Here is a 26,484-nt window from a genome sequence, read left to right as displayed (position 1 = left end):
GATTATGAAAAAGGTAGCATTTTATACACTGGGCTGTAAGCTAAATTACTCTGAAACCAGCACGATCGGAAGAATCTTTCAGGAGCGCGGGTTTGAAAAGGTGGAGTTTACGGATACGCCTGACATATACGTGATCAATACCTGCTCTGTCACAGACAATGCAGATAAGAAATGTCGTAAGATCGTTAAGGAAGCGCTCAAGCACTCTCCTAACGCATTTATAACGATTGTAGGCTGCTATGCGCAGCTCAAGCCAAAAGAGATCAGCGAAATACCTGGCGTTGATGCCGTGCTGGGTGCCGCAGAAAAGTTTCAGTTGGTGGACATCCTGGAGACCTTTGAGAAGAAAGAGCAGCCGCAGGTGCATGCCAGTGCCATCATCGAAGCCAATACATTCCATAATTCTTACTCGTTTGGTGACCGAACGCGTACCTTTCTGAAGGTGCAGGACGGCTGTGACTATTCCTGTACTTTCTGCACCATACCACTAGCTCGCGGCAGCAGCCGTTCTGATAGTATCGTTAATGTGGTTCGCTCCGCCAATGAAATTGCAGAGTCTGGTGTAAAGGAGATCGTACTGACAGGTGTGAATACAGGGGATTTCGGGTTGCAGAACGGCGAACGTGTGGAGTCATTTTACGAACTGGTACAGGAACTTGACAAAGTTGCAGGTATAGACCGGTTCCGCATCTCTTCCATTGAGCCGAATCTACTCAAAGATGAGATTATCGAATTTGTGAGCCAAAGCAAACGCTTTATGCCGCACTTTCACATCCCATTGCAGTCAGGCTCAAACAAGATTCTGAAGCTGATGCGCCGCCGCTACCTGCGAGAGCTGTACGCTGACCGCGTTGCTACAATCAAATCCTTAATGCCGCATTGCTGTATTGGTGTGGATGTAATTGTGGGCTTCCCGGGTGAGACGGAAGAGGACTTTCTGGAAACTTATAACTTCATCAATGGCCTTGATGTGAGTTACCTACATGTGTTCCCGTACTCGGAGCGCGAAAACACCATGGCTCCTGACATGCCAGGCAAGGTAAGCATCAAAGACCGCAATCGCAGAGCAGATATGCTGCGCATTCTTTCTGAAAAGAAGAAACGCTATTTCTACGAGCAGAATGTAGGGCAGGAATTTACAGTGCTGTTTGAGGATGACGTGAAAGAAGGCGTGATGGAAGGCTGGACGGAAAATTATGTGCGCGTAGCTGCCAAATACGACCCTGTGCTGGTGAACGAAACCAAGCATGTGCGACTGACTGGCATCAATGAACAAGGGCTAATGGAGGCCGAAGAAACATATATAGAGGTATTGAAACATTAAAAATTCTGAATTTTTAAAAATTAGCCCTATATTTTCAGTCTGAAACAATCAATAACAGCTTAATTATCTAATTGTGAACCTATCTAGAATCGTTTTGGGAGTTGCTTTGGGCGCTCTAGTAACTGCTTGTAACACAGATCAGAAGCCTCAGGCTACTGTTACTTCTACTACATCAGCAAACAGCTCTGACACCCTGGCTACCGCTAGCGTTGCTGACATTGTGTACATCAACTCTGACTCACTTCTGAGCAATTATGAGTATTTTAAAGATGCTCGTACACGCTTCCAGTCCAAAACGCAGAAAGCTGAGAAGGATCTTCAGGCGAAAGCCTCTGCTTTCGAAAAGGAAGTACAAAACTACCAGCGTACAGGTGGCAACATGACGGTGGAGCAGCGTGCCTCTACTGAGCAGAAACTGGCGCAGCGCCAGCAGCAATTGCAGCAGCAGAGTCAGTCTACTGGCAACCAGCTGGCAACTGAAGAAGCGGAAGAAATGAAAAAGATCTATGACCGCGTAGAAGCATACCTGCAGAAACTTAGCCAGGAAAAAGGCTATAAAATGGTACTAACCTACTCAAGAGGCCAAAGTGCTATACTTTATGGTGACAACTCGCTTGATATAACACAAGAGGTGTTGGCCGGCCTGAACAGTGAGTACGATCAGGAGAAAACAGCAGCCACGACTAAAGAAACGGCTACCAAAAAGAAATAACCTTACACAGGTATAAAAAGCAAAAGGCGGGCATATCACCCGCCTTTTTTTCTATTACTTATTCTGATTTAGCTTAGTTGCTGGTATCCATCTATCCGAAAGACATTGCCGTCGATTACATGTGGGATGCTATACCTGTCCAGGACAGCTTGAATCAGATCGGTATAGTCAGACTGCATGGTCGGGACAAGCAGACCGGCGCTTGTTTCTCTTACTGCTTTTATTTCAAGCCATTCAATCCGCTTATAGTCTGTTTGCTCCAGTTGTTCCCACCATATTGGGGCAAAATCAGCTGGCAGATTTTCGTCGTGAATGTACTTAATGCGAACAGGAGGCTCCAGATGGGGAAGGCTCGACATAGCGTATGCAAGCTCGTTCCATTTCGTTTGATTCAGGATCGGGACCAGTCGCTTTTCTTCCAAAAGCCTGTCAAGCCCTTCAGGTGACTTCACCATAGACTATTCGTATCGCAGAGCATCTATTGGATCAAGTTTAGAGGCACGTAGAGCCGGATAGAAACCTGACATAACACCCACCACTACACATATCGTCAGGCCCACGAACACCCAGATCCAAGGGACAATAAAGCCCCCCTCTCCGATCAGCGACGCAATGCCATTCCCCATCAGTATACCTAAGAATATACCAACCATACCTCCCAGGATACAGATAACAATTGCCTCGATCAAAAACTGCTGTTGAATCTGCTTGGCCGTTGCTCCCAGCGCTTTCCGAACACCTATTTCGCGGGTACGCTCGTTCACAGATACCATCATGATGTTCATCAATCCAACAGAGGCACCCAAGAGGGTAATAAAGCCGATAATAAAACCACCCACTTTAAGGTAGCCTGATATTTCGTTCAAGCTCTGAATGAGGGAGTCGCTTCTTCTGATCTCAAAAGATTCTTCCTGTCCCAGTCTATCCTGACGCACATTGCGCATCACACCCGTTGCTTCCCCCATGACATAAGTGAGCTCTTCAGGTTTGCTGATCGAAGTTTTGATGTTGTAAGTCAGCGTACCATTGCCTGACTGTGGAATCTGACGACCGGTTTCAAGCGGGATCAGGATCATACGGTCACCACCGCTCCCACCCATGCTGCTGCCGCGCTTCTCCAGTTCCCCTACAATTTTGAAGCGACGTCCCAAAAAGGTGATGTATTGATTGATCGGATCCGTTTTTGGGAAAAGCTTATCTGAAATCTCTTTGCCAATAATGGCGACATTGGACCCAAGCTCCAGCTCATAGTTGGAGAAAGAACGGCCTCTTTCCAAACTCAGGTTTTGGCCTTGCAGATAAAATTCGTCACCGGCTATAACATTAATGTTTGGATTGGTCTTATCTGTGGTGCTCTTGACCACTGTCGCACCTGAAATATTTGCAGAGAGGCTGACCTGAGACTTTGATCCCATCAACTCTTTATATTTAAGCGCCTGATCGTAAGTTATGGCCGGATATACCTTGTCAGAACTGCCTTGCCCATTGTTCCCCCTGCCGCTGTTAAACTTCTTTCGGATGTCAAAAGAATTGGCACCCAGACTCGAGAAGGTTTGATTCAGGGAGTTTTTCATGCCATCCACAGCCGTTAGTATACCTACCAGTGACATGATGCCGATCGAGATGATCAAACCGGTGAGGATGGTACGGAGTAAGTTACTTTTGATGGCTCGAATACTTTCCCGTATATTTTCGAACAGGTCCATAGCTTAGGTCTTATATGCGAAACGTTCCCCCTTGCGTTAAGTATAAGAAGGAATCCCTGGTGTCTAATTTACCTCCAATATCTGAAAAAAGAACCAATTTCAATACATTTGTTACCATATGTTAAGCCCATGAAGCCAATCCGCGTTATTTTAATACTCCTGGTATACCTGGCACTTCCATTTCAAGTGTTCAGTTCTACAGTGCTGATACCCATGGATGAAACACAAAAGGACCATCTCAAGTCTTATGGGGCAGCTTACTGGGTGCTTTCCAAAAGTGTTTCGGTCGATTGGCTACTTAATTTCAGAGGCGGGAGCTTCGCCTTTCAGCACGCGCCCCAGCTTGAAAATGAACTGATCGTGCGGGGCATCAGCTACCAGGTTATTTCGGATGCGCAATACAACACGATCCTCACGCAGATCAGTGACCCGGAAGCCAACATGGATGTGATGAAACTGGAGAAGGTGCCAAAGATCGCAGTCTATACCCCTAAGTCTAAAATGCCGTGGGATGACGCCGTGACATTGGTTCTAACTTATGCCGAGATCCCCTACGATAAGATTTATGATGAGGAAATTATGCGGGGCGACTTACCAAAATATGATTGGTTACATCTTCATCATGAAGACTTTACGGGTCAATACGGAAAGTTTTACTCTAGCTATCGTCACTACCCTTGGTACCAGGAGCAGCAACGTGAAGCCGAAGCATCTGCCAAGTCGCTCGGTTTTAAGAAAGTGTCTGAACTCAAAGGCGCTGTCGTTCGCACCATCCGTGATTTTTGTGCAGGAGGAGGCTTTCTGTTTGCCATGTGCTCCGCCACTGACACTTATGACATTGCCCTGGCTGCCGAAGGGCTAGACTTTATAGAAGCGATGTACGACGGAGACGGTGCTGATCCTAATGCGCAGAGTAAACTTGATTTTAGCAAAACCTTTGCTTTTAAAGATTTCACCTTAGTTCGTAATCCGCTCGAGTACGAATACTCCAACATCGATATGCAGCCACAGGAACGCGGACTTACTGAGCCAAATGACTTTTTTCAGCTCTTCACATTCTCAGCTAAGTGGGATCCTATACCTACTATGCTGACACAAAACCACGCCAAAACGATCAAAGGGTTTATGGGCCAGACGACAGCTTTCCGCAAGAGTCTGGTGAAACCTGAGGTAATTGTGATGGGTGAAAACAAAGAAGTAGGCGAAATACGGTACATGCATGGTACCTTCGCTCGCGGCACCTGGACCTTTTATGGCGGCCATGACCCGGAAGACTACCAGCACCTGGTAGGCGAAGACCCAACTGACCTGGCCCTTCACCCTAATTCACCAGGGTATAGACTTATCCTAAACAACATTCTATTCCCTGCCGCCAAAAAGAAGAAGCAGAAGACATGATTTACAAAACGTAGAGACCCTGCACTTACGGACCTTATAACAATCCGACAAGCACAGGGTCTCCTGTTTTTATGGTTTAGCCCATTATGTGCTATGGATTAATGATTATTTTTCTGGTCCATACCTGTTCATCCGACACAATTTTGAGGACGTAGTATCCATGCGGAAGTTTATTCAACTGAATCGGCAGCTTTGACACATTGCTATAATTTTGCTCCATCAGTTTGGCTCCCGTGCCGACTTCCTGCAGTGTAACCTGGGCAGAGCTCAGCATGACCGGCAACTCTACCTGCAAGACCCCTTTATTTCTGGCTGGGTTTGGATATATGCGAATATCATCGGCAGCAAATGAAGCACTAGACACTGTGCCACGGCACGGCCCCCTGTACTTCCAGTCACCCTTTGCACTACTGCTAAGCGTAGGATTGCTGCCTGTATTTGTACGCTGCGATTCATATGCATTACCATTCAAGGAGACAAGAGCTCCTGCTACACAAGCCACGTCTGGTCGCCAATCCGGTAGCTCGCAGGTATTTCTGTTTCCTCCACCGTACCCATTTACAACTGTTATGCTAATAGGATCAGTGGCAAACGTATCACCCTGATCATTTACCGCTACAGCGTATATCTCGTAGTTACCCTTCTTTACACCATTCCAGTTAAAGGTATAGGGAGCTTTTTTGGAGGAACCTATTTGCTTATCTCCATTATAAAAGACCACCTTTTCAATTGTCCCATTTTCTGGCAAGTCCAGAGATACGACTAAATCAACAGATGCATCAGCCTTGAAGTAGGTGCCGGATGCGGGAGAAATCAAATCAATCGCTATCACAGGGGCGACAACCGGGATGTATCCACTAATTGTGTATTCACCAAGCGATCCGTAATTAGAGTATGCTCCATAGACTGATGCCCCCCCTTCCACGGACAGATAGTATTTACCAGCCTTTAATTCTTCCTCTATGGCTACATATGGTTTCCCTACATCAGTTGAGCGGATCGTTTGACCACTCTCGTTACGGAGAGTGAGTAGCGGGTTTAAGTTCGAAAACTCAGCATTAGGCTGTACACGCAAGCTGACTAAACCGCCCGAAGTTGCAAATGAAAATACATCCACATCATTCGAAATGCTGATATTACCGCTATTGGCACTTGAAGAGACAACTCCTCCCCCGTCAATAACCAGAGTTGAGGCGGCTTGATGAGTATTGCCGTGATCATCAGCTCTGTAGCCAAACCCATTTCTAGAAGCCATAATAGCCAAGTCATCTTCCTGATTGTTTGCAAAAGGATAATCGCCTTTGCTCCACTGTGCAAATGGAATAAATGCGGCTCCCATAATTGGCGCCCAATAACCATTGCCGTAGTAGTATTCTTCTGCCGGATATATTCTGCCATCATGCACCAAGTGTAACATGTGACCGATCTCGTGGGAGGCCGTATTGCCTCCATTCACCACACCCGTGTTCCAGACGAAACTGGGTGTCTCTCCCCATATATCACCGCCAAAAGTAAAAGAACCGATGTAAGCACGCCCACCATCACCAGGAGAAAAATAATTTGTCGGCGTGAAAATGACTCTGCCTCGTCTGTTAACCGGGGCTCGGTTAAATACCTCTTCGCTAGTGGTAATATTTATATCGAACGCGCTAAAGTCAGCACTAATCAACGCCCACATCTCTTTTATCTCCGACTCGCTGTAATTCGTCGGCTGCGCATCAATAGGATTACCGCCATTGAAGACTTGATTCCAAAGTGTGCCATCCACATAATGCCCGTCATAATCGAGCAATATTACTGCCGTAGCACCAGGCAAACTTTCCAGAGCAGGTACTGTCAGGGATGCTGCCCCAGTTATGTTATCACCCCCATCCGCTCCAGCTTCATATTGTTTCATCAAACCAATACAGAGCACTTCATCAATATCTTCTTCGTGTAAATAAACATCCCCTTTCGAATCGGTCTTAAAGCGATAATAGCGTTTCTGTTCAGGTACTACCACATCGCCAGTTACCCGATTGTCCGATACTTTAAGGAAAAACTTGCTTTTGGGAGCATTTGTGACCGAACCATAATAAAACTCTCCGTCCTTTTTACTTTTATAGCTGCGAATTGAGAGGGTAATGGATTTGTTGCCGGGAAGTTGATGGCGAATCTCCGGAGAAGTGTTTTTCTTTGCTTGTTGCGGTTTTGCTTTGCTCTTGTAGAGTTGAGCAACCTCAGCAGCTTTCCCAATACGGCTTTTACCTTGCGCAATGGCTTGTCCTCCACTTAGGCATAACATAAGCAGAGCCAACAGAATACAGTAAGTTTGTTTCATAAATATTAACTTGAGTGATAGTACATATTGAAATTATACTGTTATCAAGTAAATAAGTATGAATTAAATTATATTTAATTTAAATTAATAAAGCAAACAAGTATTAATCGGAGGTTAAACATCCTTAAAAGTGATGTTAGCGCATCTTAGTGCATCCTGTCAGGGCGGGGTTCCAGGTTTCGAATTATCTCGGCTTCAATATCGAGTAATTCTTTCAGACGAGCGTCAACTACATCTGCTGGCATGTACTCTTTAGCAAGCTTTACAAAACTGACATAGTGCCCCGCTTCAGAAACCATCAATTCGTAGTAAAATTTCTGCAGGTCCTCGTCCTGTATGTTCTTCCAGAGTAATTTAAAGCGTTCACAACTGCGGGCTTCAATCAAAGCATTCACCAACAAGTGGTCCATCAGCTGTCTTTCACGCAAGCCTCCTTTGCGGATGTGCTTGGTCAATTCCACCACGTATTCGTCTGGCCGGTTACGTCCAAGTCCCCAACCACGCTTCTTAAGCTCTGCCAGCACACGTTCAAAGTGGCTCCACTCTTCGGCCACCAGATCTGTCATTTCCTCGACTAGGCGGGTTTTGTCCGGATACTTCACAATGAGCGATATACCCGAGGTAGCTGCTTTCTGTTCGCAGTAAGCATGGTCTACCAGTATCTCCTCAATATTTTTCTCGGCAATGTTAACCCAACGAGGATCTGATGGGAGTTGAAGGCGCAGTATGGTTTTGGTAAACTGGGAAGACATACGAGGAAAATGAGTTAGTCGAAGAACATCCATTTAATGCCGAAAACAAAGCTCGTCTGCATACCTGGATAGTAGGGCGTGGTAAAATATCCTGGTGCTGTGAGACTGGAAGCGATGTTAGACATTTTCAAAAACACGTTTAGGCTTTTGATATCCGCTGTAATGAACACATCCGTTATCGGATAAGGCTGTATCGTAAATATGTTTTGCAGATGGAATTGCTGTGTGACAGGCATGTAGGCATCAGCCATGTACGCAGTAGGAGAATATACCTGAACACCGAACTGACCAACCAGCGCTCTCCTGAAAATGGCACCCTCAAAGTATAGTTTAGAGTCAAACAGCCACTCGGGAATACGAATTACAGGTGCTTCATTGGTATTGGTATAGGCTATGAAGTTTTCGAAATGAATTTTACCGAAACGTATGTGATGCTGAAGCTCGGCCCCGAAAACTTGCTGGTTGTCAGCATACTGAGCTGGTTTTGCATTCAGGTCAAAGTAAATATGACGCTTGATGTGGTTGAAGTGCCCCGTCAGTCGCACAAACTGTCGCTCTCCGAGTTTACTAGCAAAAGTTGCCTCCAGGCGATCAGTTACTGAATTATTGAAGTTGTTATTCCAATCGAAGTGATTGCTAATGATGCGCTGCTCTATCAACGATGGCGAACGCAGCACACGGCTGACACGCCCCTGTAGTGGACCTAATTTAGCTGTAGCTCCCACTTTGTAATCGTTTGTCATCTGGAACTCTCCGTCAAACGAAAGCAGCGCCTGGCCATACATAAGTCGTAATTCACCGCCAACAAACAACTGGTTCAGCCTCTCAGTACTTTCCGTATAAAACTCAGTGCTATCTTGCTCTGCTGTACTTAGCACTCTGTAGTCAAGTTTGGAATTACGCAGTTTGGCGTATGCTTTATAAAAGGACAGTCTGTTATTGCCTGTTACACCAGCCACATTTTCCATTTCGCGGTAGGCAGTGCGATCATCCGTTCGGTTGAGAGATGGATATAGCACTTCCGGATAAAATCGCTCACCATTAACGAGAGGAGGTATAGCATCATCCTGGAAAATATCGCGCTGTCGGCCCCAGTCAAAACTGTGGAAGAGCTTCAGGTCTTCTCCTGCCAACTTATAGATCTGCATCAGGTGATAGTTGCTCCGCAACTCGCGCGTTGATGCCTGGTTTAAGTTGGTGAGCGCCTGTTGGAAAAGAAAACGGTTTGCTACGCCAGGTGCTATACCCCCAAATTCAATCTGCTCGTGATTGAGGTGTGTATAGTTGGCAAAGAGATTATACTTTTCGTTTTCTGAGTGGTAATGGGTAAAGACTTTTACCGCCTGACTACTTAAGTAACCATCACGACGCAGATTAGAGACACCTATTTGCCTGTTTCCAGAAATGATCTGATAAGCTACACCGGCATTCCAGCGCGGTGTGATGTTCCGGGCATGCGTCGCTTCAAACACCTGCTCTCCTCTTTGGCCCTGGATGTAAAAGATATGCGAATACGGAGATCGGGTATCGTAGTAATTAATGCGATGCGGATCATAGGCGTAACGATCAAATACGTTCTTGCCCAGCCGTGCCCCAATTTTATTCTGCACTCGGAATAGAATTGGCTTGGAGGCTGTGCCCACATTACCCAGATGCTGAAAATACGCTGTGTCATGGTACCAGTAGCGCTCATTATGCATATTATTGATGCTGGTATCGATACGCTGCAGGATGTATCGCCCCTCCAGCACATCATTTTCATACAACTGAAGCGTTGTACGCGGGCTGAAGAGCACTTTTGTTGTGTCATCAATGATCTGAGACTGTGCCTGCGCGACACCTGCCAGACCCACCAGGAACCATATTACTACGAAGAGCTTACTTTTCACAAGCCAAAATTAGTGATTTTCGTGCAACCCGTATACGTGTTAGCATCAAGTATCAGGTGTTTTAGTTTAAATATTGTCTCCTGCCAACGAGCTTTCCGGCTTAAAATTACGAATGTGCCGTCTTATCAGTGCATCAAATACTTCACCCTGCTGCAGAAAAAAGACTTCAATGGGTATATAAAATATCGGTAGCTGACTAGTCAGGGTTGCCAACTCGCCATCAGCTAATTTCACGGCATCCTTTCGAGTTGTTATGATGCTCAGACCTTTACCATGTTCATGTTCTATAATGGCTTTCAATTTTTCAAGGTCTTGTAAGGTATAGCTATAGTGATCCGGATATTCCAGATGCAGAACTACCTCCATCGCTTGCTGCTCTAAATAGGCTAGCAGCGGTTTAGCATTGGCTATACCTGTCAGTAACACGACACGATTCGTTCGTTGCTTCGCTTTGCCTATACCTACGGGATTACCATAACGGAAAGAACTAAAAAATAAAGGTGTTTCGAGCCGACTATACCTGCGTACTTGTTTGCTTATATCTTCCTGGTCTTTCACAGTGAGATCAGCGGGACACTTGCTGACAATAATAACATCTGCGCGTCGGGCGCCTTGGCGGGGCTCACGCAGCAAACCGGTTGGTAAGACATGGTCTTTGTAGAATGGACGACCATAATCGGTCAGCATCAGGTTAAGAGACGGATTAACTGGCCGGTGTTGCATCGCGTCGTCCAATACAAGCACCTCTGGAGGTTGAGGAAGTTGCAGGAGCTGCGCTATACCTGCTGGTCTGCTTTCACATACTGCCACCTGTACGTCAGGAAAATCACGATGGTACTGGTAGGGTTCGTCTCCGAGTGTCTCAGCAGTAGCCTGATTGTCAGCTAACACAAATCCTTTGCTCTTGCGCCGATAGCCTCTGCTGAGCACAGCCGTCTGTTTGTCCGATATTAGTCGCAACAGGTATTCAACATGTGGCGTTTTGCCGGTACCTCCTACTGTCAGGTTGCCCACTGAGATAACCGGCAGATCAAACCGCCTGGATGACAGCCAGCCTTTGTCATACAGCAGATTCCGCAGCAGCAGAATGCCACCGTAAAGGACAGAAAAAGGCCATAACAAATAACGCAATACAGTCATAGAAGGCAGCTATACCTTACAAAGGTAGAGAAATATGAGTAAAGGCTGCGCCTGTACTTGATTTGTATACCTTGAATACACTATATTTAGTATTGACTATACCCGACCTCATCCTCTTCACATGAAAACAAAGCTTACAATCAACTGTATTTCAATTTTTCTGCTGCTTAGCTCAGTGGCTTGTACCCCTTGTGCCACCATGCGTTCCGATCCGCCAGCTCCCGTTTCGTTTTACCTGGTGGATGCCTCAGGCACAAGCCCATTCACAAAACCGGATGCTGCCCTGCACCCAGACTCGATTCAACTGATACTTGATGGGGAGCCTTTTAACTATTTGTTTACCGGCACAGATGAAACTGTCAACAACCTCATATTCGAAACATACCCTGTCTTGTATACTAAGTCGAGAGTGCGCATGCTGCTGCGCCTTAACAGCCTCAACACCGACACGTTGGATATAGCCTATACTGTAAACCGGGGCAAGTGCTACACCGACTATACCTACTCCGCATTTTACTTTAATGGTAAAGAACTGAAGCGCCAGCCTGACACCGGTTATCTGCAATTACAGGTGCTGTAAACTTTCAGGGCTGTTCTGATATTAGTAATTTTGGGTTTTCAAATCAGACCCCAACTATGAAAGAGAAATGCACTATTGGCGATATTATAAAAGTACTTGAACAATATGCTCCTATCCCCTATCAGGAAAGCTATGACAACTCCGGCTTGCAGACAGGCAGTGCAGGTGATGAAGTAAAAGGCGTACTGCTCACACTGGACTGCACCGAAGCAGTAGTGGAAGAGGCAGTTGCCAGAGGATGCAATCTTATTGTGGCGCATCATCCTGTTATCTTTAAAGGACTCAAAAGCCTGACAGGTCGCAGTTACGTGGAGCGCACTATCATCAAGGCTATTCAAAACAACATTGCCATCTATGCCTGTCACACCAACCTGGACAGCGTGCACAATGGTGTGAATGCTAAAATAGCGGAGAAGCTGAAGCTGCAAAACACCCGTATGCTCTCTTCAAAACCGCATACTTTAATGCAGCTGGCCTTTTTTGTGCCTGTTGAAAATACAGACGAGGTATTGGCTGCCATCCATAAAGCCGGTGCTGGCCAGATCGGGGAGTACAGCGATTGCAGCTTTCAGGTACAGGGCACAGGACGTTTTCTCCCTTCTGAGCAGGCAGACCCAACCATAGGCGAGTCCGGAAAGCCAGAGCAGGTACAGGAAAACCGGGTGGAAGTGATCTTTCCGGCTTTTAAGCAGCAGCGCATTATGCAGGCTCTGCTGGAGGCGCATCCTTACGAGGAGGTGGCACATTTTCTGAATCTGTTGGAAAACAGCAATCAGGAAGTAGGCATAGGGATGATTGGAGAACTGGAAACGTCCATGTCAGAGCAGGAATTCCTGGAATACCTCAAGAAGCACATGCAATTGCCAGGGGTGCGCTATACCCCTGTTAATGACAGAAAGATCAAGCGGGTAGCAGTCTGTGGCGGATCGGGTAGTTTCCTGATCAAAGATGCGCTGCGCCAGGGGGCAGATGCCTATGTTACGGCCGACGTGAAATACCATGAATTCTTTGATGCGGAAGGCCGTCTGCTTATCGCCGACATCGGGCACTATGAAAGTGAGGTATTTACGAAGGAAATTTTTTATGATACAATTTCCAAAAACTTTGCTAATTTTGCAGTCTATTTATCGGAAGTAAACACAAACCCTATCAGATACACCTATTAACTACATGGAAAGTACGGTAGCCAGCAAATTAGAAGCACTGCTAAAGCTTCAGAGTATCGATTCACAGCTTGATGAAATTAGACGTGTAAGAGGCGACCTCCCAGAAGAGGTTCAGGACCTGGAAGACGAAATTGAGGGCTATGAAGTAAGGGTTCGTAAGTTTGACGATGAAGTGGCCGCCCTGAACGACAGCATTGCCCAGCGCAAGCAGTCTATCAAAGACGCCGAAGGACTGATTCGCAAGTACGAAGACCAGCAGACAAACGTACGCAACAACCGCGAGTACGACGCCATCACCAAGGAGATCGAACTTCAGAAACTGGAGATCCAGATCGCTGAGAAGAAAATCAAAGAAGCTCACTACCAGATCGAGCAGAAGATCAACGAGATCGAAGGCACGAAAAACCGTCTGGAAGAGCGTCGCAAAGACCTTGACAACAAAAAACACGAGCTTGACCAAATCGTAGCTGAAAGCGAAGAAGAGGAAAAGAACCTGGAGAAGGATCGTGAAAATGCTGCACAGCAGATCGAAGACCGTCTGCTCAGCGCCTATACCCGCATCCGTAAGAATGTGCGCAACGGCCTGGCAGTAGTATTGGTGAAGCGTGATGCCTGTGGCGGTTGCTTTAACACGGTGCCTCCTCAGCGCCAGGCTGACATTGCAGCCCAGAAAAAAGTGATCGTGTGCGAGCACTGTGGCCGAGTAATGGCCGGTGTAGAGCAGCGCGTATACTAAATGAAAACATGTTGAGCGTTATGCGCTTGCATACATATTTAAAAAGGATGGCATTTGACCATCCTTTTTTTTTGCTATCCCTGCTCTTTTCTTATAACGCTCAGGCGGCTTCCGTGTACAGTCACACGGTACGCCAGGCTTATGAGGCTACGATCAGTTTGCGGATACCGGAAGGCCGACAACTTGTGCAGCAGGAGCTGTTGCACAACCCTGATAATGCCGCCGCTATACTGATTGCCAACCAGCAGGATTTTCTCTCCTGGGCCATTCAACAAAATCCGGAGGTATACCCAGGTATACTGTCACGCCAGGAAAAAAGACTGCAGCAACTCAGTGGCTTGAAAGAGAGATCCGTTTGGGTAGGTTATGCCCTGGCCGAGGTCCGGTTGCAGATCGCTCTGAGCAAATTACTGCAGGGCAACAAACTTGGTGCAGCCTGGGATTTGCGTCAGGCTTATGTGCAGTACACTATCAACGCCCGGCAATACCCTAATTTTTTGCCAAACCGCAAGACACTTGGTGCCCTCCAGGTTTTGATCGGCTCTGTGCCCGATTCTTACCGTGTACTGCTTAATATCATCGGGATACAGGGAAGCATCCAAACAGGTATGGCCAATCTGAACGCGGCTGCATCGAAAGAAAACCCTTTCAGGGAAGAGGCGCAACTCCTGCAAGTCCTGCTGCAGCACCTTGTTGATCCGGAGGCCGATGAAAAAGCTGCCGAAGCAGTGCTACATCTCATCAGGCAAGCACCTGACAACCTGGTGTTCAGTTTTGTAGCCATGCACATACTTAAAAAGACCAAGCAGAGCGATGCCGCTTTGCAGGTATACCTGCGAAGACCACACCAGCCAGGATACCTGTCATTCCCCTACCTGCACCATATGGCGGCAGACCTTTACCTGTATAAGGGTAATTTTAACAGCTCTATCAAATCAAACAAGCTGTTTTTGGCTCAGCACAAAGGGGAGCATTATCTGAAAGCAGCTCACTTCAAGCTATACCTGGCAAACTGGCTAAGCGGACAGACACAACAGGCAGAGAAACATCTGACCCAAATCTCAGCGCAAGGGCGCAGCGAGATGGAAGAAGATGCTTATGCCGCCAGATTTGCGAATGAACAGCTTAAACCAAACCGCTACCTCATGCTGGCACGACTTCAATCTGACGGAGGTTACTACCAGGAAGCCCTTGGCATAATCAACCAAATGCCTTTAAGAAAAGACACACCGCCCACCGATCGAGCGGAGTATCACTACCGCAAAGCCCGTATCTACCACGGCCTGGACAAATTGCCGCAAGCGAAGCAGTATTATGAACAGGCGATCGAAGCAAGCCGAAACACCACGCTTTACTTTGCTCCTTATGCTGCGCTTCAGTTAGGTTATATTTACGAGGAAGAGCAGCAACCCGAGCAGGCCAGAGCATGGTACAACCGTGCCTTGGCATATAAAGGGCATGATTACAAAAATAGTATTGACGGAAAAGCCAAATTAGCGCTCCAATCACTTAAAAAGCTATAATATCATGGCTTATACCCAGACCATACTCATATCTGATATACCTGAAACACTCGACGTCTTTAGGAAGAAGGTCCTTGCCTGGGCACAGCGATTCAATTTAGTGGCCAGTTATACCTCCAATGGCATCCCGTACCCATACCATGGTTTTGATGAATTAATTGCGGTTTCTGCCGGACAGCCGGTCAAGTGGGTGCAGGAAAACGCCCTCGGTGAAATGCAACAGAAGCTGACTGTCGAGCGGCCAATGTGGTGTGGCTATCTGGGCTATGACCTTAAAAACCAAATTGAGAAATTAGTAAGTCAGAATAAGGATGCGATTGGATTCCCAGACATCTTTTTCTTTGAGCCTGAGCTATACCTATACTTTCATAAATCAAGCATAAGTATTTATAGCAAAGACGATAATATTGGGAACAGCTTACAAGAAATTCACTTAACACCTATACCTGAAGAATTTAAAACAGCTCCGATACAACTGCAACAGCGTGTACAAAAAGAGGACTACATCCGGAATGTGGAGCGGGTGCGGGATTATATCCGGGATGGGGAAGTATACGAGCTGAATTACTGTATGGAGTTTTTCGCTGAGCAAGTAAAGTTGTCTCCACTGCCGTTATACCTGCAGCTCAACACCCTATCTCCTACTCCATTCTCAGGTTTTGTAAAATATGGTGACCTATACCTGCTGTGCGCCTCACCGGAGCGCTTCCTTAAGAAAGAAGGCCGAAAATTGATCTCCCAGCCTATTAAAGGCACTATCAGACGGGGGGCGTCTTCTGAAGAGGACCGTCAGTTGCAGCAGCAATTGCGGCACGACGAGAAAGAACTCGCCGAAAATATGATGATTGTGGACTTGGTACGAAACGACTTGCGTCGCTCATGTGCTACGGGCACCATTCACGTTGAAGAATTGTTCGGCATTTACGGTTTTCGGCAGGTTTCACAAATGATATCGACTATAACTGGCGAATTGCGACCGGAATGCGGTATGGACGATGCATTGAGAGGTGCTTTCCCGATGGGTAGCATGACGGGCGCGCCTAAAATTCGGGCCATGGAGCTGATAGAAGAATTGGAAGTGACTAAGCGTGGGCTTTACTCGGGTGCTTTCGGCTATGTAAAGCCTAACCAAGACTTTGATTTCAATGTGGTGATCCGAAGCTTGCAATACAATGCAGCGACTGGATATTTATCGTTTATGGTAGGCAGTGCCATCACCTATGACTCTATACCTGAGCAGGAGTATGAAGAGTGTCTGCTCAAAGCACAAGGTATACGGAAAGCCCTGGGGCTCGAGTAAGCACATTAGATTTAAAGAAATCCTCTGCCATTCTGTCACGTTTTACAGCGGATTATAGTATATTTGCACCTCCTAAGAGATTTTTTGAAGCATGGATCCAATCATTGATTTAGATTTTATAGATAACCGCACTCCTGAACAGGCAACAGCTGCCGCTTCCTGCGATACCAAAGTGACGGCTGAGACTAATACAGGCAAGTCCCGCAAACTGTACATCGAGAGCTACGGCTGTCAGATGAACTTCTCAGACAGCGAGATCGTGTCGTCTATTATGTTCGAGCAGGGCTTTGATACTACGGCACAGATCGAACATGCTGACGTTGTCTTCCTGAATACCTGCTCTATCCGTGAGAAAGCGGAGACAACAGTGCGCAATCGATTAGGTCAGATCAATTATTTCAAAAAGAAAAAGCCTTCCATGGTGATCGGCGTACTCGGCTGTATGGCTGAGCGTCTGAAGAAATCATTGCTGGAGGAAGAAAAGATCGTGGATCTGGTAGTTGGACCTGACGCTTACCGTGACCTGCCTAATCTGATCAACGAAGTGGATGGCGGCCAAAAAGCTGTCAACGTGCTGCTTTCCCGTGAAGAAACCTATGCCGACATTAATCCAATTCGCCTGAACAGCAACGGGGTAAGCGCTTTTATCTCCATCATGCGCGGTTGTGACAACATGTGCTCTTTCTGCGTGGTACCATTCACCCGCGGTCGCGAACGCTCCCGTGACGCACATTCCATTGTGCGTGAAGCCGAGGCGCTGGTAGCACAGGGCTACAAAGAAGTAACACTGCTCGGTCAGAACGTGGACTCCTATAAATGGGCGTCAGAGGATGGTTCCGAGAGTGTCAACTTTGCCCAACTACTAGAGATGGTGGCTAAGCTCAGCCCTGCGCTGCGTGTTCGCTTCTCTACCTCCCACCCGAAGGACATTACAGATGAGGTGTTGTACACCATGAAGAAGTACGACAACATCTGCAAATACATACACCTGCCCGCTCAGAGCGGTAATTCGCGTGTACTGGAACTGATGAACCGTACGTACGACCGTTCCTGGTACCTGAACCGAGTGGATGCAATTCGCACTATCCTGGGCGAAGATTGCGGTATCTCTTCCGACATGATCGCAGGTTTCTGCACTGAAACCGAGGAAGAGCACCAGGATACGCTTTCGTTGATGGACTATGTACAGTACGACTATTCTTACATGTTCTTCTACTCTGAGCGCCCAGGTACGCTGGCAGCCCGCAAGCTGGAAGATGACATTCCACTGGAGGTGAAGAAGCGTCGTTTGGCAGAAATCATCGAAAAGCAGCGTGAATGTTCCCTCAACCGTAATAAGCGCGATATAGGCCGTGTTCACAAAGTACTAGTGGAAGGTTTTTCAAAGAAGTCTGACCAGCAACTGAGCGGACGCAATGACCAGAACAAGGTGGTGATCTTTGATAAGAAGCATTACAAGAAAGGCGACTACGTGAACGTATTCGTGAACGACTGCTCCGTTGGTACGCTCTTCGGTGAAGCAGTAGATTAATTTGCTGATCTTTTAGTTTGACAGTGCGCCATATTCCCTTGGCACAGTTGGCAATTATCACATCGGCACATTAACCATTAGCACATTAAGAACATGCGCAATATCGATATACAGAGTATTAAACAGCGCTTTGGCATCATAGGCAATTCCCCTTTGCTAAACCATGCCATACAGGTGGCGGCACAGGTGGCCCCTACTGATATGACCGTGCTGATCACAGGTGAAAGTGGTAGTGGCAAGGAGTCATTCTCTAAGATCATCCACCAGTTAAGTCCGCGCAAGCATGGACAGTTTATTGCCATCAACTGCGGTGCTATACCTGAAGGTACTATTGACTCAGAACTGTTCGGCCACGAGAAAGGCTCTTTTACTGGCGCCACGGATACACGGAAAGGTTATTTTGAGGTAACAGATGGCGGCACGATCTTCCTGGATGAAATCGGGGAAATGCCATTGGGTACGCAGGCCCGTTTGCTGCGTGTACTGGAAAATGGTGAGTTCATCAAAGTGGGTTCTTCTAAAGTACAGAAGACCGATGTGCGTGTAGTAGCAGCTACCAACGTGAATCTGATCAATGCCGTAGAGAAGGGTCGTTTCCGTGAAGACTTGTACTATCGCCTGAACACGGTTCCGATCACGGTTCCATCTTTGCGTGAACGCGGCGAGGATATCTACTTGCTATTCAGAAAGTTTGCTTCTGATTATGCAGAGCGCTACCGTGTAAAACCCATCACACTAACGCCTGAAGCGGTAGAAGAATTACTGAGCTTCCGTTTCCCGGGTAACATCCGTCAATTAAAGAATATTGTGGAGCAGATATCGGTGCTGGAGTACGACCGGGAATTGGACGCCAACAAACTTCGCCACTACCTGCCCCGCGAAAAAGGTGGTAGCCAGGTACCGGCGCTTTTGGCAAAGGAACCAGGCGCAGATCAGTCTTTCTCAGAGCGTGACCTGCTTTACAAAGTGCTTTTTGATATGCGACGCGATGTCTCAGAGCTCAAAAAACTGGTATTTGAGCTGATGACGCAACAGCCAGCCGACAACGAACTGCTAAAAGAGCATAGTCACCTTTTTGAAAACATAGAGCAGGTTGGTCATCATGTGCGCCCTTATAAGAACACAGAGCAATCTGAGCCTTATTACTTACCAGTGCAGCAGTCTCGTCATGAGGAAGAGTACGATGATAGAGTGGAAGACATCTCACACGAGACTGAAGAAGAAGGCCTTTCGCTGGAGTCGATGGAGAAGGAAATGATCCTGAAAGCGCTCAAAAAGCATAATAACAAACGTAAATACGCAGCCAACGATCTGGGAATTTCTGAAAGAACGCTTTACCGCAAACTGAAACAATATGATATCGAGAACTAAGAGCCTTGTCCTTTGCCTGACAGTGCTGGTAGCTTTGTGCTGCAACGCTTGCGGGGTATACTCTTTCACGGGTACTTCCATCTCGCCTGACATCAAGACCATTTCTATACAGAACATGGAAAACAGCGCCGGTGAAGGTCCCTCCAACCTAACCCAGGTGGTTACCAACGGTTTCCGAAACTATTACCAGCGAAACACAAATTTAACTGTTTTGCAGCGTGACGGCGATTTGCAATTAGAAGGACAGATCATTACTTTTACACTTACGCCAAACGCTGTGGTGCGCGAAGGAAACATTGACCAGGCTACGTTGAACCGACTTACCCTGGGCATCCAGATTCGCTTTACAAACACTAAGGACCCGGAACAGGATTTTGATCAGCAGTTCACGATCACAGAGGAATTCCCTCCGACCGTAGATATTACCAATATTCCGCCGGCAGCCATTGACCGCATGACTGACCGACTTGTAGCCGATGTATTTAACAAGACGGTTGCCAACTGGTAGTCATTACATAGTCTCATTACCGTTACATGAACAAATCTGCCTTTCTTAAACTGATCAAGCAGGTATCCGACATTTCTGACCAGCAGCAAAATGAGCTGGAGCAGGTGGCGGCTACCTTCCCTTATTGCCAGACGGCCCATTTGCTGCTGGCAAAGTCAGCTTATGATCGAGGTAGCATGCTTTCTACGCAGCGTTTGCGTCGGGCATCAGCCTATGCCACGGACCGCCAGTTGCTGAAGCGCATCATCTATACCTCTCCGGTGCTCGAACCTGCCTATGTAGAAGAAGCGGAAGAAAGTGCTGCAGTAGAGGAAACTGAAACGGTACAGGTAATTACAGAGCCTTTTGATGAAGCAGCACCCGTCATTGAGGCAGAGCCATCCATAACAGAGGATAGCGAAGTGACAGAAGCTATACCTGAAACGGAGGCTACACTTACTGAGGAGTCACTGGATGAAGTGTACAGTCCTGCGGCAATAGAGGAAAGCCCATATCCAGCTGATGAATTAACTGAACCAGCAACAGAAACCCCTGATACTGAAATCGATTCAGAGCTGGCTTTGCTATTTACCTTTAACAGCATCAGCTCCTCTTCCACCGACTTGCTGAGTCCGCGTGAAGAGGAAGAGAGCTTCGAGGAAACAGCGCAACAGACGGAACACACGCACCTTTCTGAAACGGCTGAGGCGCTGCATGACCTTGAAGAAGCACCGCAAATCGAGCAGGATGTTTTTGAAGAAGATCAGCTGAATATATCAGAGGCTGAGGCTGAGGCTATACCTGATCAGCAGGCGGCATTGGACCAGTCGGTAAATTTCGCTGAAGTATCTACGCTAGTTGAAGCACCGGAATCAGATAATAAATTATTTGCTGAAGAAGCAGAAGAGTCAGCCCCAGCAAGCCCGGAAGATGCAGAGATCAATTACTCCTTTGATGAGATAGATCGCCTTTATGCCGAGGATGCATTGGGTTATTGGATGGGCTCCAGTCGTATGGGGGAAGTATTACAGCTGAAGGATGACTACACCCGGGTACGGCCTCAAAGTTTCCACCCGGAGCTCATTTTAGAGTATAGCAAAACACACGAACTCGAAAAAGCGATTCAACCTGCCACACATGTGCTGAGCAAGCAACTTGACATTATTGACCAGTTTCTCAAGCTCAATCCGAGACTAAAGACGATGGCCAACCTCAAGCTAAAGCCTGAGCCACAGGAGGATTTATCGCTCAAGAGCTCTAAAATAAAGAAAGGTATGGCTTCTGAAAGCCTGGCTAACATCTTTATTAATCAAGGAAAACCCAAGAAGGCTGTTAAAATTTATGAACAGCTTATTTTGAAATATCCGGAAAAAAAGTCTTACTTTGCCGAACAGATCGAGAAATTACAAAACATAACATAATATGTATATCGCCCTAATCAGTATCATTCTTTTCATTTGCGTACTTCTTATATTAGTCGTACTAGCTCAAAATCCTAAGGGAGGCGGACTTTCAAGCCAGTTTGGTGGCGGTGGTGCCAGCCAGTTGATGGGCGTAAAGCGCACAGGCGATTTACTTGAAAAACTGACTTGGGGATTTGCTATCGCATTAGTAGTATTGACACTTGGTACACACATGATGATCGATACCAGTACTGATACAACAATCCGTAGCGTAAATGAAGAGCGTGCCCGCCAGATGGGTACTCCAGCTGTTCCCGCTCTGCCAGGCGCTGAAGGAGAAGAAGACATGTCAATTCCTGACGCGGCTGACATTCCTGCGATGGTAGACACTGCCAACAACGATTAATCAACAACACCAACATAGTTAAAAGCCAGCTTTACCGCTGGCTTTTTTCATTTACAGCCTACTCTGTCTGTCACTTTATACTGACAAAACAAGATTACCTGTCACAGTCTGCCAAAACTGTCAGTCACGAGCCTGACCAAAACAGTAAAAATGGCTCAAATTGGCAGAAAAACAGCCTTGGCACAGGAAATGATAGGGACTGTATGGTTTCAACGTTAAATCATTAACCACAAAAACTAAAAACATAACAAACTATGTCAATCAGCATTAAACCATTAGCAGACAGAGTAATTGTAGCTCCTGCTGCAGCAGAAGAAAAAACTAAGTCTGGTATCATCATTCCGGACACTGCTAAAGAAAAGCCACAGCGCGGCGAAATCGTAGCTGTAGGCGAAGGCAAAGTATCTGAGCAAGGCGCTCTGATGAAGCCGCAGGTAGCCGTTGGCGACCAAGTGTTGTATGGCAAGTATGCAGGTACCGAAATCTCAATCGACGGTAACGACTACCTGATCATGCGTGAGTCAGATCTTCTGGCTATTCTTTAATCTATTCCAATTAACCAAACCAAAGCAATATAACTATGGCTAAGAACATCACATTTGATGCTGACGCTCGCCACAAGATTAAGTCTGGCGTAGACAAACTGGCTAATGCTGTAAAAGTTACCTTGGGTCCAAAAGGCCGCAACGTAATCATCGATAAGAAATTCGGTGCCCCTACCATCACTAAGGATGGTGTTTCAGTAGCGAAAGAAATCGAGCTGAAAGATCCTATCGAGAACATGGGCGCTCAACTGGTAAAAGAAGTAGCTTCTAAAACTGCTGACCAGGCTGGTGACGGTACGACTACTGCCACTGTATTGGCTCAGGCTATCTACACGGCTGGTATCAAGAACGTAGCGGCAGGCGCTAACCCAATGGACTTGAAGCGCGGTATCGACAAGGCGGTTCACGCTGTAGTAGAAAACCTGCGCACGCAGTCTAAAAAGATCGAAAACTCTTCTGAGATCGCTCAGGTAGGTACTATTTCTGCCAACAATGACTCTGAGATCGGCAAAATGATCGCAGATGCCATGGACAAAGTTGGTAAAGATGGTGTAATCACTGTAGAGGAAGCAAAAGGTACAGAAACTGAAGTAAAAACTGTTGAAGGTATGCAGTTTGACCGCGGTTACCTGTCTCCTTACTTCGTAACCAACGCCGAGAAGATGGAAGCTGAGTTTGACAACCCTTTCATCCTGATCTATGACAAGAAAGTTTCTACGATGAAGGAGCTGCTTCCTGTATTGGAGCAGGTTGTTCAGACTGGTAAAGGTCTTGTGATCATTTCTGAAGATGTAGACGGCGAAGCTCTTGCTACTTTGGTAGTAAACAAGCTGCGTGGCTCTCTGAAGATCGCTGCTGTGAAAGCTCCTGGCTTCGGTGACAGAAGAAAAGCGATGCTGGAGGATATTGCTATCCTGACAGGTGGTACTGTGATTTCTGAAGAAAGAGGTTACAAGCTGGAGAACGCAACACTGGAGTACCTTGGTACTGCTGAGAAAGTTATCATCGATAAAGACAACACAACACTTGTAAATGGTGCTGGTCAGAAAGATGATATCGTGGCTCGTGTTAACCAGATCAAAGCGCAGATGGAGACAACTACATCTGACTATGACAAAGAGAAACTTCAGGAGCGTTTGGCTAAGCTTTCTGGTGGTGTTGCCATCCTTTACATCGGTGCTTCTACTGAAGTGGAGATGAAAGAGAAGAAAGACCGTGTAGACGATGCCTTGCACGCTACAAGAGCTGCCGTTGAAGAAGGTATAGTAGCTGGTGGTGGCGTTGCCCTGATCCGTGCGCTGGATGCCTTGAACAACGTGGATGTATACAACGCTGACGAGCAGACTGGTGTAAGCATTATTAAAACTGCACTGGAGTCTCCGCTTCGTACGATCGTTTCAAACGCTGGTGGTGAAGGTTCTGTAGTAGTACAGGCTGTTCGCGAAGGCAAAGCTGACTACGGTTACAACGCTCGCGACGACAAGTACGAGAACATGTTTGCGGCCGGTATTATCGACCCAACGAAAGTAACGCGTCTTGCACTTGAGAACGCTGCTTCTATCGCAGGTCTGCTGCTTACTACAGAGTGTGTAGTATCAGAAGAGCCTTCTGAAGAAGGTGGTGCTCCTGCTGGCATGCCAGGTGGCATGGGCGGTATGGGCGGCATGATGTAATCGACTCCCATAGTCTGAATAACAAAGCCCCGGGCCTGATGGTCCGGGGCTTTGTGCTTTTATAGGTATGGGGAATGGCTGACCTCCTTATGCTTGACCAGATAAATGGATTTTATACCTGCCAAAAGTTTGACTTACAGCTCTCTAATCTTGATTGTAATATCATGTGGAGCCGTTTCATCACCTCCAAAATATGGGTACAGCTGATAGTGGCTACTTGCGGAAGCACAATAACGGGGCAAGGTCACCAGTGCGTCATTTACTTTGAAGGTATATTCCTTCTCTCCTAGCATCAGCTCGTAGCGGTTCACCTGACCTGGTTGGACAGCTGCAATATAGGCTGTGTTACGCTTCTTGTTATTGTAGGTATACGCGTGTATTTCCAGTCGCCCTTTGTACCAGCGCCAACCGAAACGCGCACTGTTGGTATGGTGGTCTGTCTCACAATCAGACAAGCCATAGAGCTTATTGATGTCTGCCTGATTGCCTGGCAACACCGTGGTATAGATAGCTGAACTGTCAAATATCGCTTCAAAGCGGATAAATGAAGTGTCGACAAATTTAAACTGGCTCTGAACTGAGTGCGCTCCTTTTTGGATAACATAGGTAGTGGTGGCAGGCTCAGGTACAGGGGAATCAGTTTCCGTGGTGGCAGTAGTTTCTACCTCACAAGAGGCAGTAAAAAGCACTAGCGCAGCAGCAATAAAGAAGCGCTTAATTGAATGATACATAAAAATAGTAAAATGGCTAAAAGTTGAAATCTTAAAAATATATCAAAGTGCTATCTATCAGGTTATTTGATGTGTTTTTTAAAATTTCCGCAATATCTCAAATTGTACTATAAAAACAAAGAGCCCGCACCTGTTAAAGTGCGGGCTCTTTGCTATGTTAAAATATGCAGCTTAATGGATACCGTGCATCCATTTACGCATGATCGGTGTCAGCAACAGGGCTAATGCAGCAAAAGCAAAGGCTACATAACCAATCTGTTCAAATACACCCGTGTATACCAACAGGGAATCCATGCCCGTTGCAGCTTCACCTTCACTACCACTAACGGCAGTAAGTTGAGCTATTAGGCCAGCAATATAGTGTGCAAAAGAAGATGACAGGAACCAGATACCCATGATGAAGGCTACAATCTTCTTAGGAGAAAGCTCTGTTACCTTAGAGAGACCTACCGGCGAGATGAACAACTCACCTGTTGTGATGAACATATAACCCAGGATTAGGAACCAGATCGATACCCGACCGTCTGCATCAGCATAGTTAGCACTCCAGGCAAAGATCAGAAAGCCCAGGCCAAGCTGTGCTATACCTAGTGCAAACTTAACAGGGGTGAATGGGTTCACACGACGCTTTGACAGGAAAACCCACATCGCCGAGAATGGCAAAGCAAACAGGATGATGAAGAATGGGTTGATCGAGTTAGTCTGTGCCGCGTTCATGAACGTCAGGTTCACGTTACGCTCTGCAAAAAGCGTAAGAGAAGAGCCTGCCTGCTCAAAGAATGACCAGAATACAGTAATAAAGAATGTAAGCAGAATCACTACAAAGAGACGCTGACGCTCTACGCTATCCACTTTTACGAGGTTGTAGATCAACACGAGGGAGATGACAGGCAGCAAAATGTAGTTCATCACGATGTGCATGATGGAACCGTCAAACACTGTCTCACCAAAACCTGGCAGATCAAGCGTACCGTTGAACAGCAGCAGGCCAAACACAGGAAGCGACAGGAAGCTCAGGATCGTTACCCAGGCCTCTTTCGTGACACCAGCAACACGCTCCTTGATAACAGCCGGCTCCGGCGGAAGACCGTTGTTACCGAATACGCCACTGCGGCCACCCTGCCAGAACATCACCAGGCCAAGCAACATACCTACACCGGCAGCGCCGAAACCGTAATGCCAGCCATATTCCATACCTAACCAACCGCATACAAGCGGAGCCACCATCGCACCGATGTTGATGCCCATGTAGAAAATAGTGAAACCGGCATCGCGACGTGTATCACCCTCTCTGTAAAGGGTACCTACCAGTGTTGAAATATTTGGTTTGAAAAAACCGTTACCAACAATCAAAAGGGCAAGAGAACCGTAGAAGAAAACAGGATGCTCAATGGCTAGGGCAAAGTGGCCCAGCGCCATCAATACGGCACCCAGCATAATGGCTTTGCGGTATCCCAACAGTTTATCGGCAATCATACCACCAATTACAGGAGTCGCATAAACTAAGGCGCCGTATGCTGCGTAGATACCAATTGCAATCTCATCGCGATTAGCGAAGGACTCAAACAAGTTGTTTACCATGTATAGCACCAGGAGGGCGCGCATACCGTAAAAGCTAAAGCGCTCCCAAAGTTCGGCGAAGAAAAGATAGAACAGTCCCTTCGGATGCCCGAACATCTCAGGGCTAGTCGGGTCTGCGCCAATTGGTGCATTTTGCTCACTTACCTGGTCAGTAAGCGTATGTTCTTTATAAGACATAGGTTTTGTAGATTGATTGTTTAGTTTAGTTGA

23 protein-coding genes are annotated in these 26,484 nt (G+C 46.8%); 15 read left to right on the top strand and 8 right to left on the bottom strand.

Features of this window, described 5'->3' with window-relative positions:
- Positions 1–4: 4 nt before the first annotated feature.
- Together mtaB and AC5FX6_RS03595 are read left to right on the top strand one after the other, a co-directional pair.
- Positions 5–1,324 carry a tRNA (N(6)-L-threonylcarbamoyladenosine(37)-C(2))-methylthiotransferase MtaB gene (gene mtaB / locus AC5FX6_RS03600; protein ID WP_493595658.1) on the top strand — a complete coding sequence of 440 codons (1,320 nt, stop codon included), beginning with the start codon at positions 5–7 and terminating at the stop codon, positions 1,322–1,324.
- A 73-nt stretch (positions 1,325–1,397) separates the two neighbouring features.
- Positions 1,398–2,036 carry an OmpH/Skp family outer membrane protein gene (locus AC5FX6_RS03595; protein WP_493595657.1) on the top strand — a complete coding sequence of 213 codons (639 nt, stop codon included), beginning with the start codon at positions 1,398–1,400 and terminating at the stop codon, positions 2,034–2,036.
- Between the two features lie 68 nt (positions 2,037–2,104).
- Here AC5FX6_RS03595 and AC5FX6_RS03590 read toward each other — a convergent pair whose 3' ends face one another.
- Both AC5FX6_RS03590 and AC5FX6_RS03585 read right to left on the bottom strand, forming a co-directional pair.
- Entirely contained in the window at positions 2,105–2,491 is a 387-nt protein-coding gene (locus tag AC5FX6_RS03590) for a DUF6678 family protein (RefSeq protein ID WP_493595656.1), read from the bottom strand.
- A gap of 3 nt (positions 2,492–2,494) precedes the next feature.
- Positions 2,495–3,742: an ABC transporter permease gene (locus tag AC5FX6_RS03585; RefSeq protein WP_493595655.1), complete on the bottom strand. Its 1,248-nt coding sequence runs from the start codon at positions 3,740–3,742 to the stop codon at positions 2,495–2,497.
- A gap of 129 nt (positions 3,743–3,871) precedes the next feature.
- On the opposite strand from AC5FX6_RS03585, the gene AC5FX6_RS03580 reads away from it, so the two are divergent.
- Positions 3,872–5,140, top strand: coding sequence for an asparagine synthetase B (locus AC5FX6_RS03580; RefSeq protein WP_493595654.1), 1,269 nt, complete (start codon positions 3,872–3,874; stop codon positions 5,138–5,140).
- A gap of 91 nt (positions 5,141–5,231) precedes the next feature.
- Here AC5FX6_RS03580 and AC5FX6_RS03575 read toward each other — a convergent pair whose 3' ends face one another.
- The 4 genes from AC5FX6_RS03575 to lpxK all read right to left on the bottom strand — a co-directional run bounded on the left by AC5FX6_RS03575 (position 5,232) and on the right by lpxK (position 11,241).
- Positions 5,232–7,460 carry an Ig-like domain-containing protein gene (locus AC5FX6_RS03575; protein ID WP_493595653.1) on the bottom strand — a complete coding sequence of 743 codons (2,229 nt, stop codon included), beginning with the start codon at positions 7,458–7,460 and terminating at the stop codon, positions 5,232–5,234.
- A gap of 146 nt (positions 7,461–7,606) precedes the next feature.
- Positions 7,607–8,212 carry a MiaE family protein gene (locus AC5FX6_RS03570; protein ID WP_493595652.1) on the bottom strand — a complete coding sequence of 202 codons (606 nt, stop codon included), beginning with the start codon at positions 8,210–8,212 and terminating at the stop codon, positions 7,607–7,609.
- Positions 8,213–8,226: 14 nt separating this feature from the next.
- Positions 8,227–10,101 (bottom strand): putative porin, encoded by a 1,875-nt coding sequence (locus tag AC5FX6_RS03565; RefSeq protein ID WP_493595651.1) that lies wholly within the window; start codon positions 10,099–10,101, stop codon positions 8,227–8,229.
- Between the two features lie 66 nt (positions 10,102–10,167).
- On the bottom strand, positions 10,168–11,241 hold the full coding sequence (gene lpxK / locus AC5FX6_RS03560; RefSeq protein ID WP_493595650.1) for a tetraacyldisaccharide 4'-kinase: 1,074 nt from the start codon (positions 11,239–11,241) through the stop codon (positions 10,168–10,170).
- 121 nt (positions 11,242–11,362) lie between these two features.
- On the opposite strand from lpxK, the gene AC5FX6_RS03555 reads away from it, so the two are divergent.
- From AC5FX6_RS03555 to groL, 12 genes are all read left to right on the top strand, one after another.
- Positions 11,363–11,821: a hypothetical protein gene (locus tag AC5FX6_RS03555; RefSeq protein ID WP_493595649.1), complete on the top strand. Its 459-nt coding sequence runs from the start codon at positions 11,363–11,365 to the stop codon at positions 11,819–11,821.
- Between the two features lie 56 nt (positions 11,822–11,877).
- Positions 11,878–12,987: a Nif3-like dinuclear metal center hexameric protein gene (locus tag AC5FX6_RS03550; RefSeq protein WP_493595648.1), complete on the top strand. Its 1,110-nt coding sequence runs from the start codon at positions 11,878–11,880 to the stop codon at positions 12,985–12,987.
- A gap of 4 nt (positions 12,988–12,991) precedes the next feature.
- Positions 12,992–13,723: a zinc ribbon domain-containing protein gene (locus tag AC5FX6_RS03545; RefSeq protein ID WP_493595647.1), complete on the top strand. Its 732-nt coding sequence runs from the start codon at positions 12,992–12,994 to the stop codon at positions 13,721–13,723.
- Positions 13,724–13,770: 47 nt separating this feature from the next.
- Positions 13,771–15,246, top strand: a complete 1,476-nt coding sequence (locus tag AC5FX6_RS03540; protein WP_493595646.1) for a tetratricopeptide repeat protein — start codon at positions 13,771–13,773, stop codon at positions 15,244–15,246.
- A gap of 4 nt (positions 15,247–15,250) precedes the next feature.
- Positions 15,251–16,546 carry an anthranilate synthase component I family protein gene (locus AC5FX6_RS03535; protein WP_493595645.1) on the top strand — a complete coding sequence of 432 codons (1,296 nt, stop codon included), beginning with the start codon at positions 15,251–15,253 and terminating at the stop codon, positions 16,544–16,546.
- A 91-nt stretch (positions 16,547–16,637) separates the two neighbouring features.
- On the top strand, positions 16,638–18,077 hold the full coding sequence (gene miaB, locus AC5FX6_RS03530) for a tRNA (N6-isopentenyl adenosine(37)-C2)-methylthiotransferase MiaB (RefSeq protein WP_493595644.1): 1,440 nt from the start codon (positions 16,638–16,640) through the stop codon (positions 18,075–18,077).
- A gap of 93 nt (positions 18,078–18,170) precedes the next feature.
- Positions 18,171–19,448 carry a sigma-54 interaction domain-containing protein gene (locus AC5FX6_RS03525; protein WP_493595643.1) on the top strand — a complete coding sequence of 426 codons (1,278 nt, stop codon included), beginning with the start codon at positions 18,171–18,173 and terminating at the stop codon, positions 19,446–19,448.
- On the top strand, positions 19,432–19,956 hold the full coding sequence (lptE, locus tag AC5FX6_RS03520; protein ID WP_493595642.1) for an LPS assembly lipoprotein LptE: 525 nt from the start codon (positions 19,432–19,434) through the stop codon (positions 19,954–19,956). The genes AC5FX6_RS03525 and lptE overlap by 17 nt, the downstream gene beginning before the upstream one ends.
- Before the next feature lie 26 nt (positions 19,957–19,982).
- Positions 19,983–21,356 (top strand): DUF8458 domain-containing protein, encoded by a 1,374-nt coding sequence (locus tag AC5FX6_RS03515; RefSeq protein WP_493595641.1) that lies wholly within the window; start codon positions 19,983–19,985, stop codon positions 21,354–21,356.
- A gap of 1 nt (position 21,357) precedes the next feature.
- Positions 21,358–21,744, top strand: coding sequence for a preprotein translocase subunit SecG (gene secG, locus AC5FX6_RS03510; RefSeq protein ID WP_493595640.1), 387 nt, complete (start codon positions 21,358–21,360; stop codon positions 21,742–21,744).
- A 254-nt stretch (positions 21,745–21,998) separates the two neighbouring features.
- Positions 21,999–22,289, top strand: coding sequence for a co-chaperone GroES (gene groES, locus AC5FX6_RS03505; protein ID WP_493595639.1), 291 nt, complete (start codon positions 21,999–22,001; stop codon positions 22,287–22,289).
- A 35-nt stretch (positions 22,290–22,324) separates the two neighbouring features.
- A complete protein-coding gene (groL, locus tag AC5FX6_RS03500; protein ID WP_493595638.1) occupies positions 22,325–23,962 on the top strand; it encodes a chaperonin GroEL in 1,638 nt (545 codons plus the stop codon).
- Positions 23,963–24,096: 134 nt separating this feature from the next.
- Here groL and AC5FX6_RS03495 read toward each other — a convergent pair whose 3' ends face one another.
- Positions 24,097–24,693, bottom strand: a complete 597-nt coding sequence (locus tag AC5FX6_RS03495; RefSeq protein ID WP_493595637.1) for a hypothetical protein — start codon at positions 24,691–24,693, stop codon at positions 24,097–24,099.
- Between the two features lie 171 nt (positions 24,694–24,864).
- Complete coding sequence (locus AC5FX6_RS03490; protein ID WP_493595636.1) at positions 24,865–26,451, bottom strand: peptide MFS transporter; 1,587 nt, start codon at positions 26,449–26,451, stop codon at positions 24,865–24,867.
- Positions 26,452–26,484: the final 33 nt, after the last annotated feature.

Source organism: Pontibacter sp. LHS2, assembly GCF_058932845.1.
The sequence above is the reverse complement of the archived record's forward strand: the minus strand, read 5'-3'. Positions and strand labels throughout refer to the sequence as shown.

Coding starts and splice junctions, on each gene's coding strand:
- mtaB (WP_493595658.1), top strand. CDS start 5: ATGAAAAAGGTAGCATTTTATACACTGGGCTGTAAGCTAAATTACTCT.
- AC5FX6_RS03590 (WP_493595656.1), bottom strand. CDS start 2,491: ATGGTGAAGTCACCTGAAGGGCTTGACAGGCTTTTGGAAGAAAAGCGA.
- AC5FX6_RS03585 (WP_493595655.1), bottom strand. CDS start 3,742: ATGGACCTGTTCGAAAATATACGGGAAAGTATTCGAGCCATCAAAAGT.
- AC5FX6_RS03580 (WP_493595654.1), top strand. CDS start 3,872: ATGAAGCCAATCCGCGTTATTTTAATACTCCTGGTATACCTGGCACTT.
- AC5FX6_RS03575 (WP_493595653.1), bottom strand. CDS start 7,460: ATGAAACAAACTTACTGTATTCTGTTGGCTCTGCTTATGTTATGCCTA.
- AC5FX6_RS03570 (WP_493595652.1), bottom strand. CDS start 8,212: ATGTCTTCCCAGTTTACCAAAACCATACTGCGCCTTCAACTCCCATCA.
- lpxK (WP_493595650.1), bottom strand. CDS start 11,241: ATGACTGTATTGCGTTATTTGTTATGGCCTTTTTCTGTCCTTTACGGT.
- AC5FX6_RS03555 (WP_493595649.1), top strand. CDS start 11,363: ATGAAAACAAAGCTTACAATCAACTGTATTTCAATTTTTCTGCTGCTT.
- AC5FX6_RS03550 (WP_493595648.1), top strand. CDS start 11,878: ATGAAAGAGAAATGCACTATTGGCGATATTATAAAAGTACTTGAACAA.
- AC5FX6_RS03545 (WP_493595647.1), top strand. CDS start 12,992: ATGGAAAGTACGGTAGCCAGCAAATTAGAAGCACTGCTAAAGCTTCAG.
- AC5FX6_RS03540 (WP_493595646.1), top strand. CDS start 13,771: ATGGCATTTGACCATCCTTTTTTTTTGCTATCCCTGCTCTTTTCTTAT.
- AC5FX6_RS03535 (WP_493595645.1), top strand. CDS start 15,251: ATGGCTTATACCCAGACCATACTCATATCTGATATACCTGAAACACTC.
- miaB (WP_493595644.1), top strand. CDS start 16,638: ATGGATCCAATCATTGATTTAGATTTTATAGATAACCGCACTCCTGAA.
- AC5FX6_RS03525 (WP_493595643.1), top strand. CDS start 18,171: ATGCGCAATATCGATATACAGAGTATTAAACAGCGCTTTGGCATCATA.
- lptE (WP_493595642.1), top strand. CDS start 19,432: ATGATATCGAGAACTAAGAGCCTTGTCCTTTGCCTGACAGTGCTGGTA.
- AC5FX6_RS03515 (WP_493595641.1), top strand. CDS start 19,983: ATGAACAAATCTGCCTTTCTTAAACTGATCAAGCAGGTATCCGACATT.
- secG (WP_493595640.1), top strand. CDS start 21,358: ATGTATATCGCCCTAATCAGTATCATTCTTTTCATTTGCGTACTTCTT.
- groES (WP_493595639.1), top strand. CDS start 21,999: ATGTCAATCAGCATTAAACCATTAGCAGACAGAGTAATTGTAGCTCCT.
- groL (WP_493595638.1), top strand. CDS start 22,325: ATGGCTAAGAACATCACATTTGATGCTGACGCTCGCCACAAGATTAAG.
- AC5FX6_RS03495 (WP_493595637.1), bottom strand. CDS start 24,693: ATGTATCATTCAATTAAGCGCTTCTTTATTGCTGCTGCGCTAGTGCTT.
- AC5FX6_RS03490 (WP_493595636.1), bottom strand. CDS start 26,451: ATGTCTTATAAAGAACATACGCTTACTGACCAGGTAAGTGAGCAAAAT.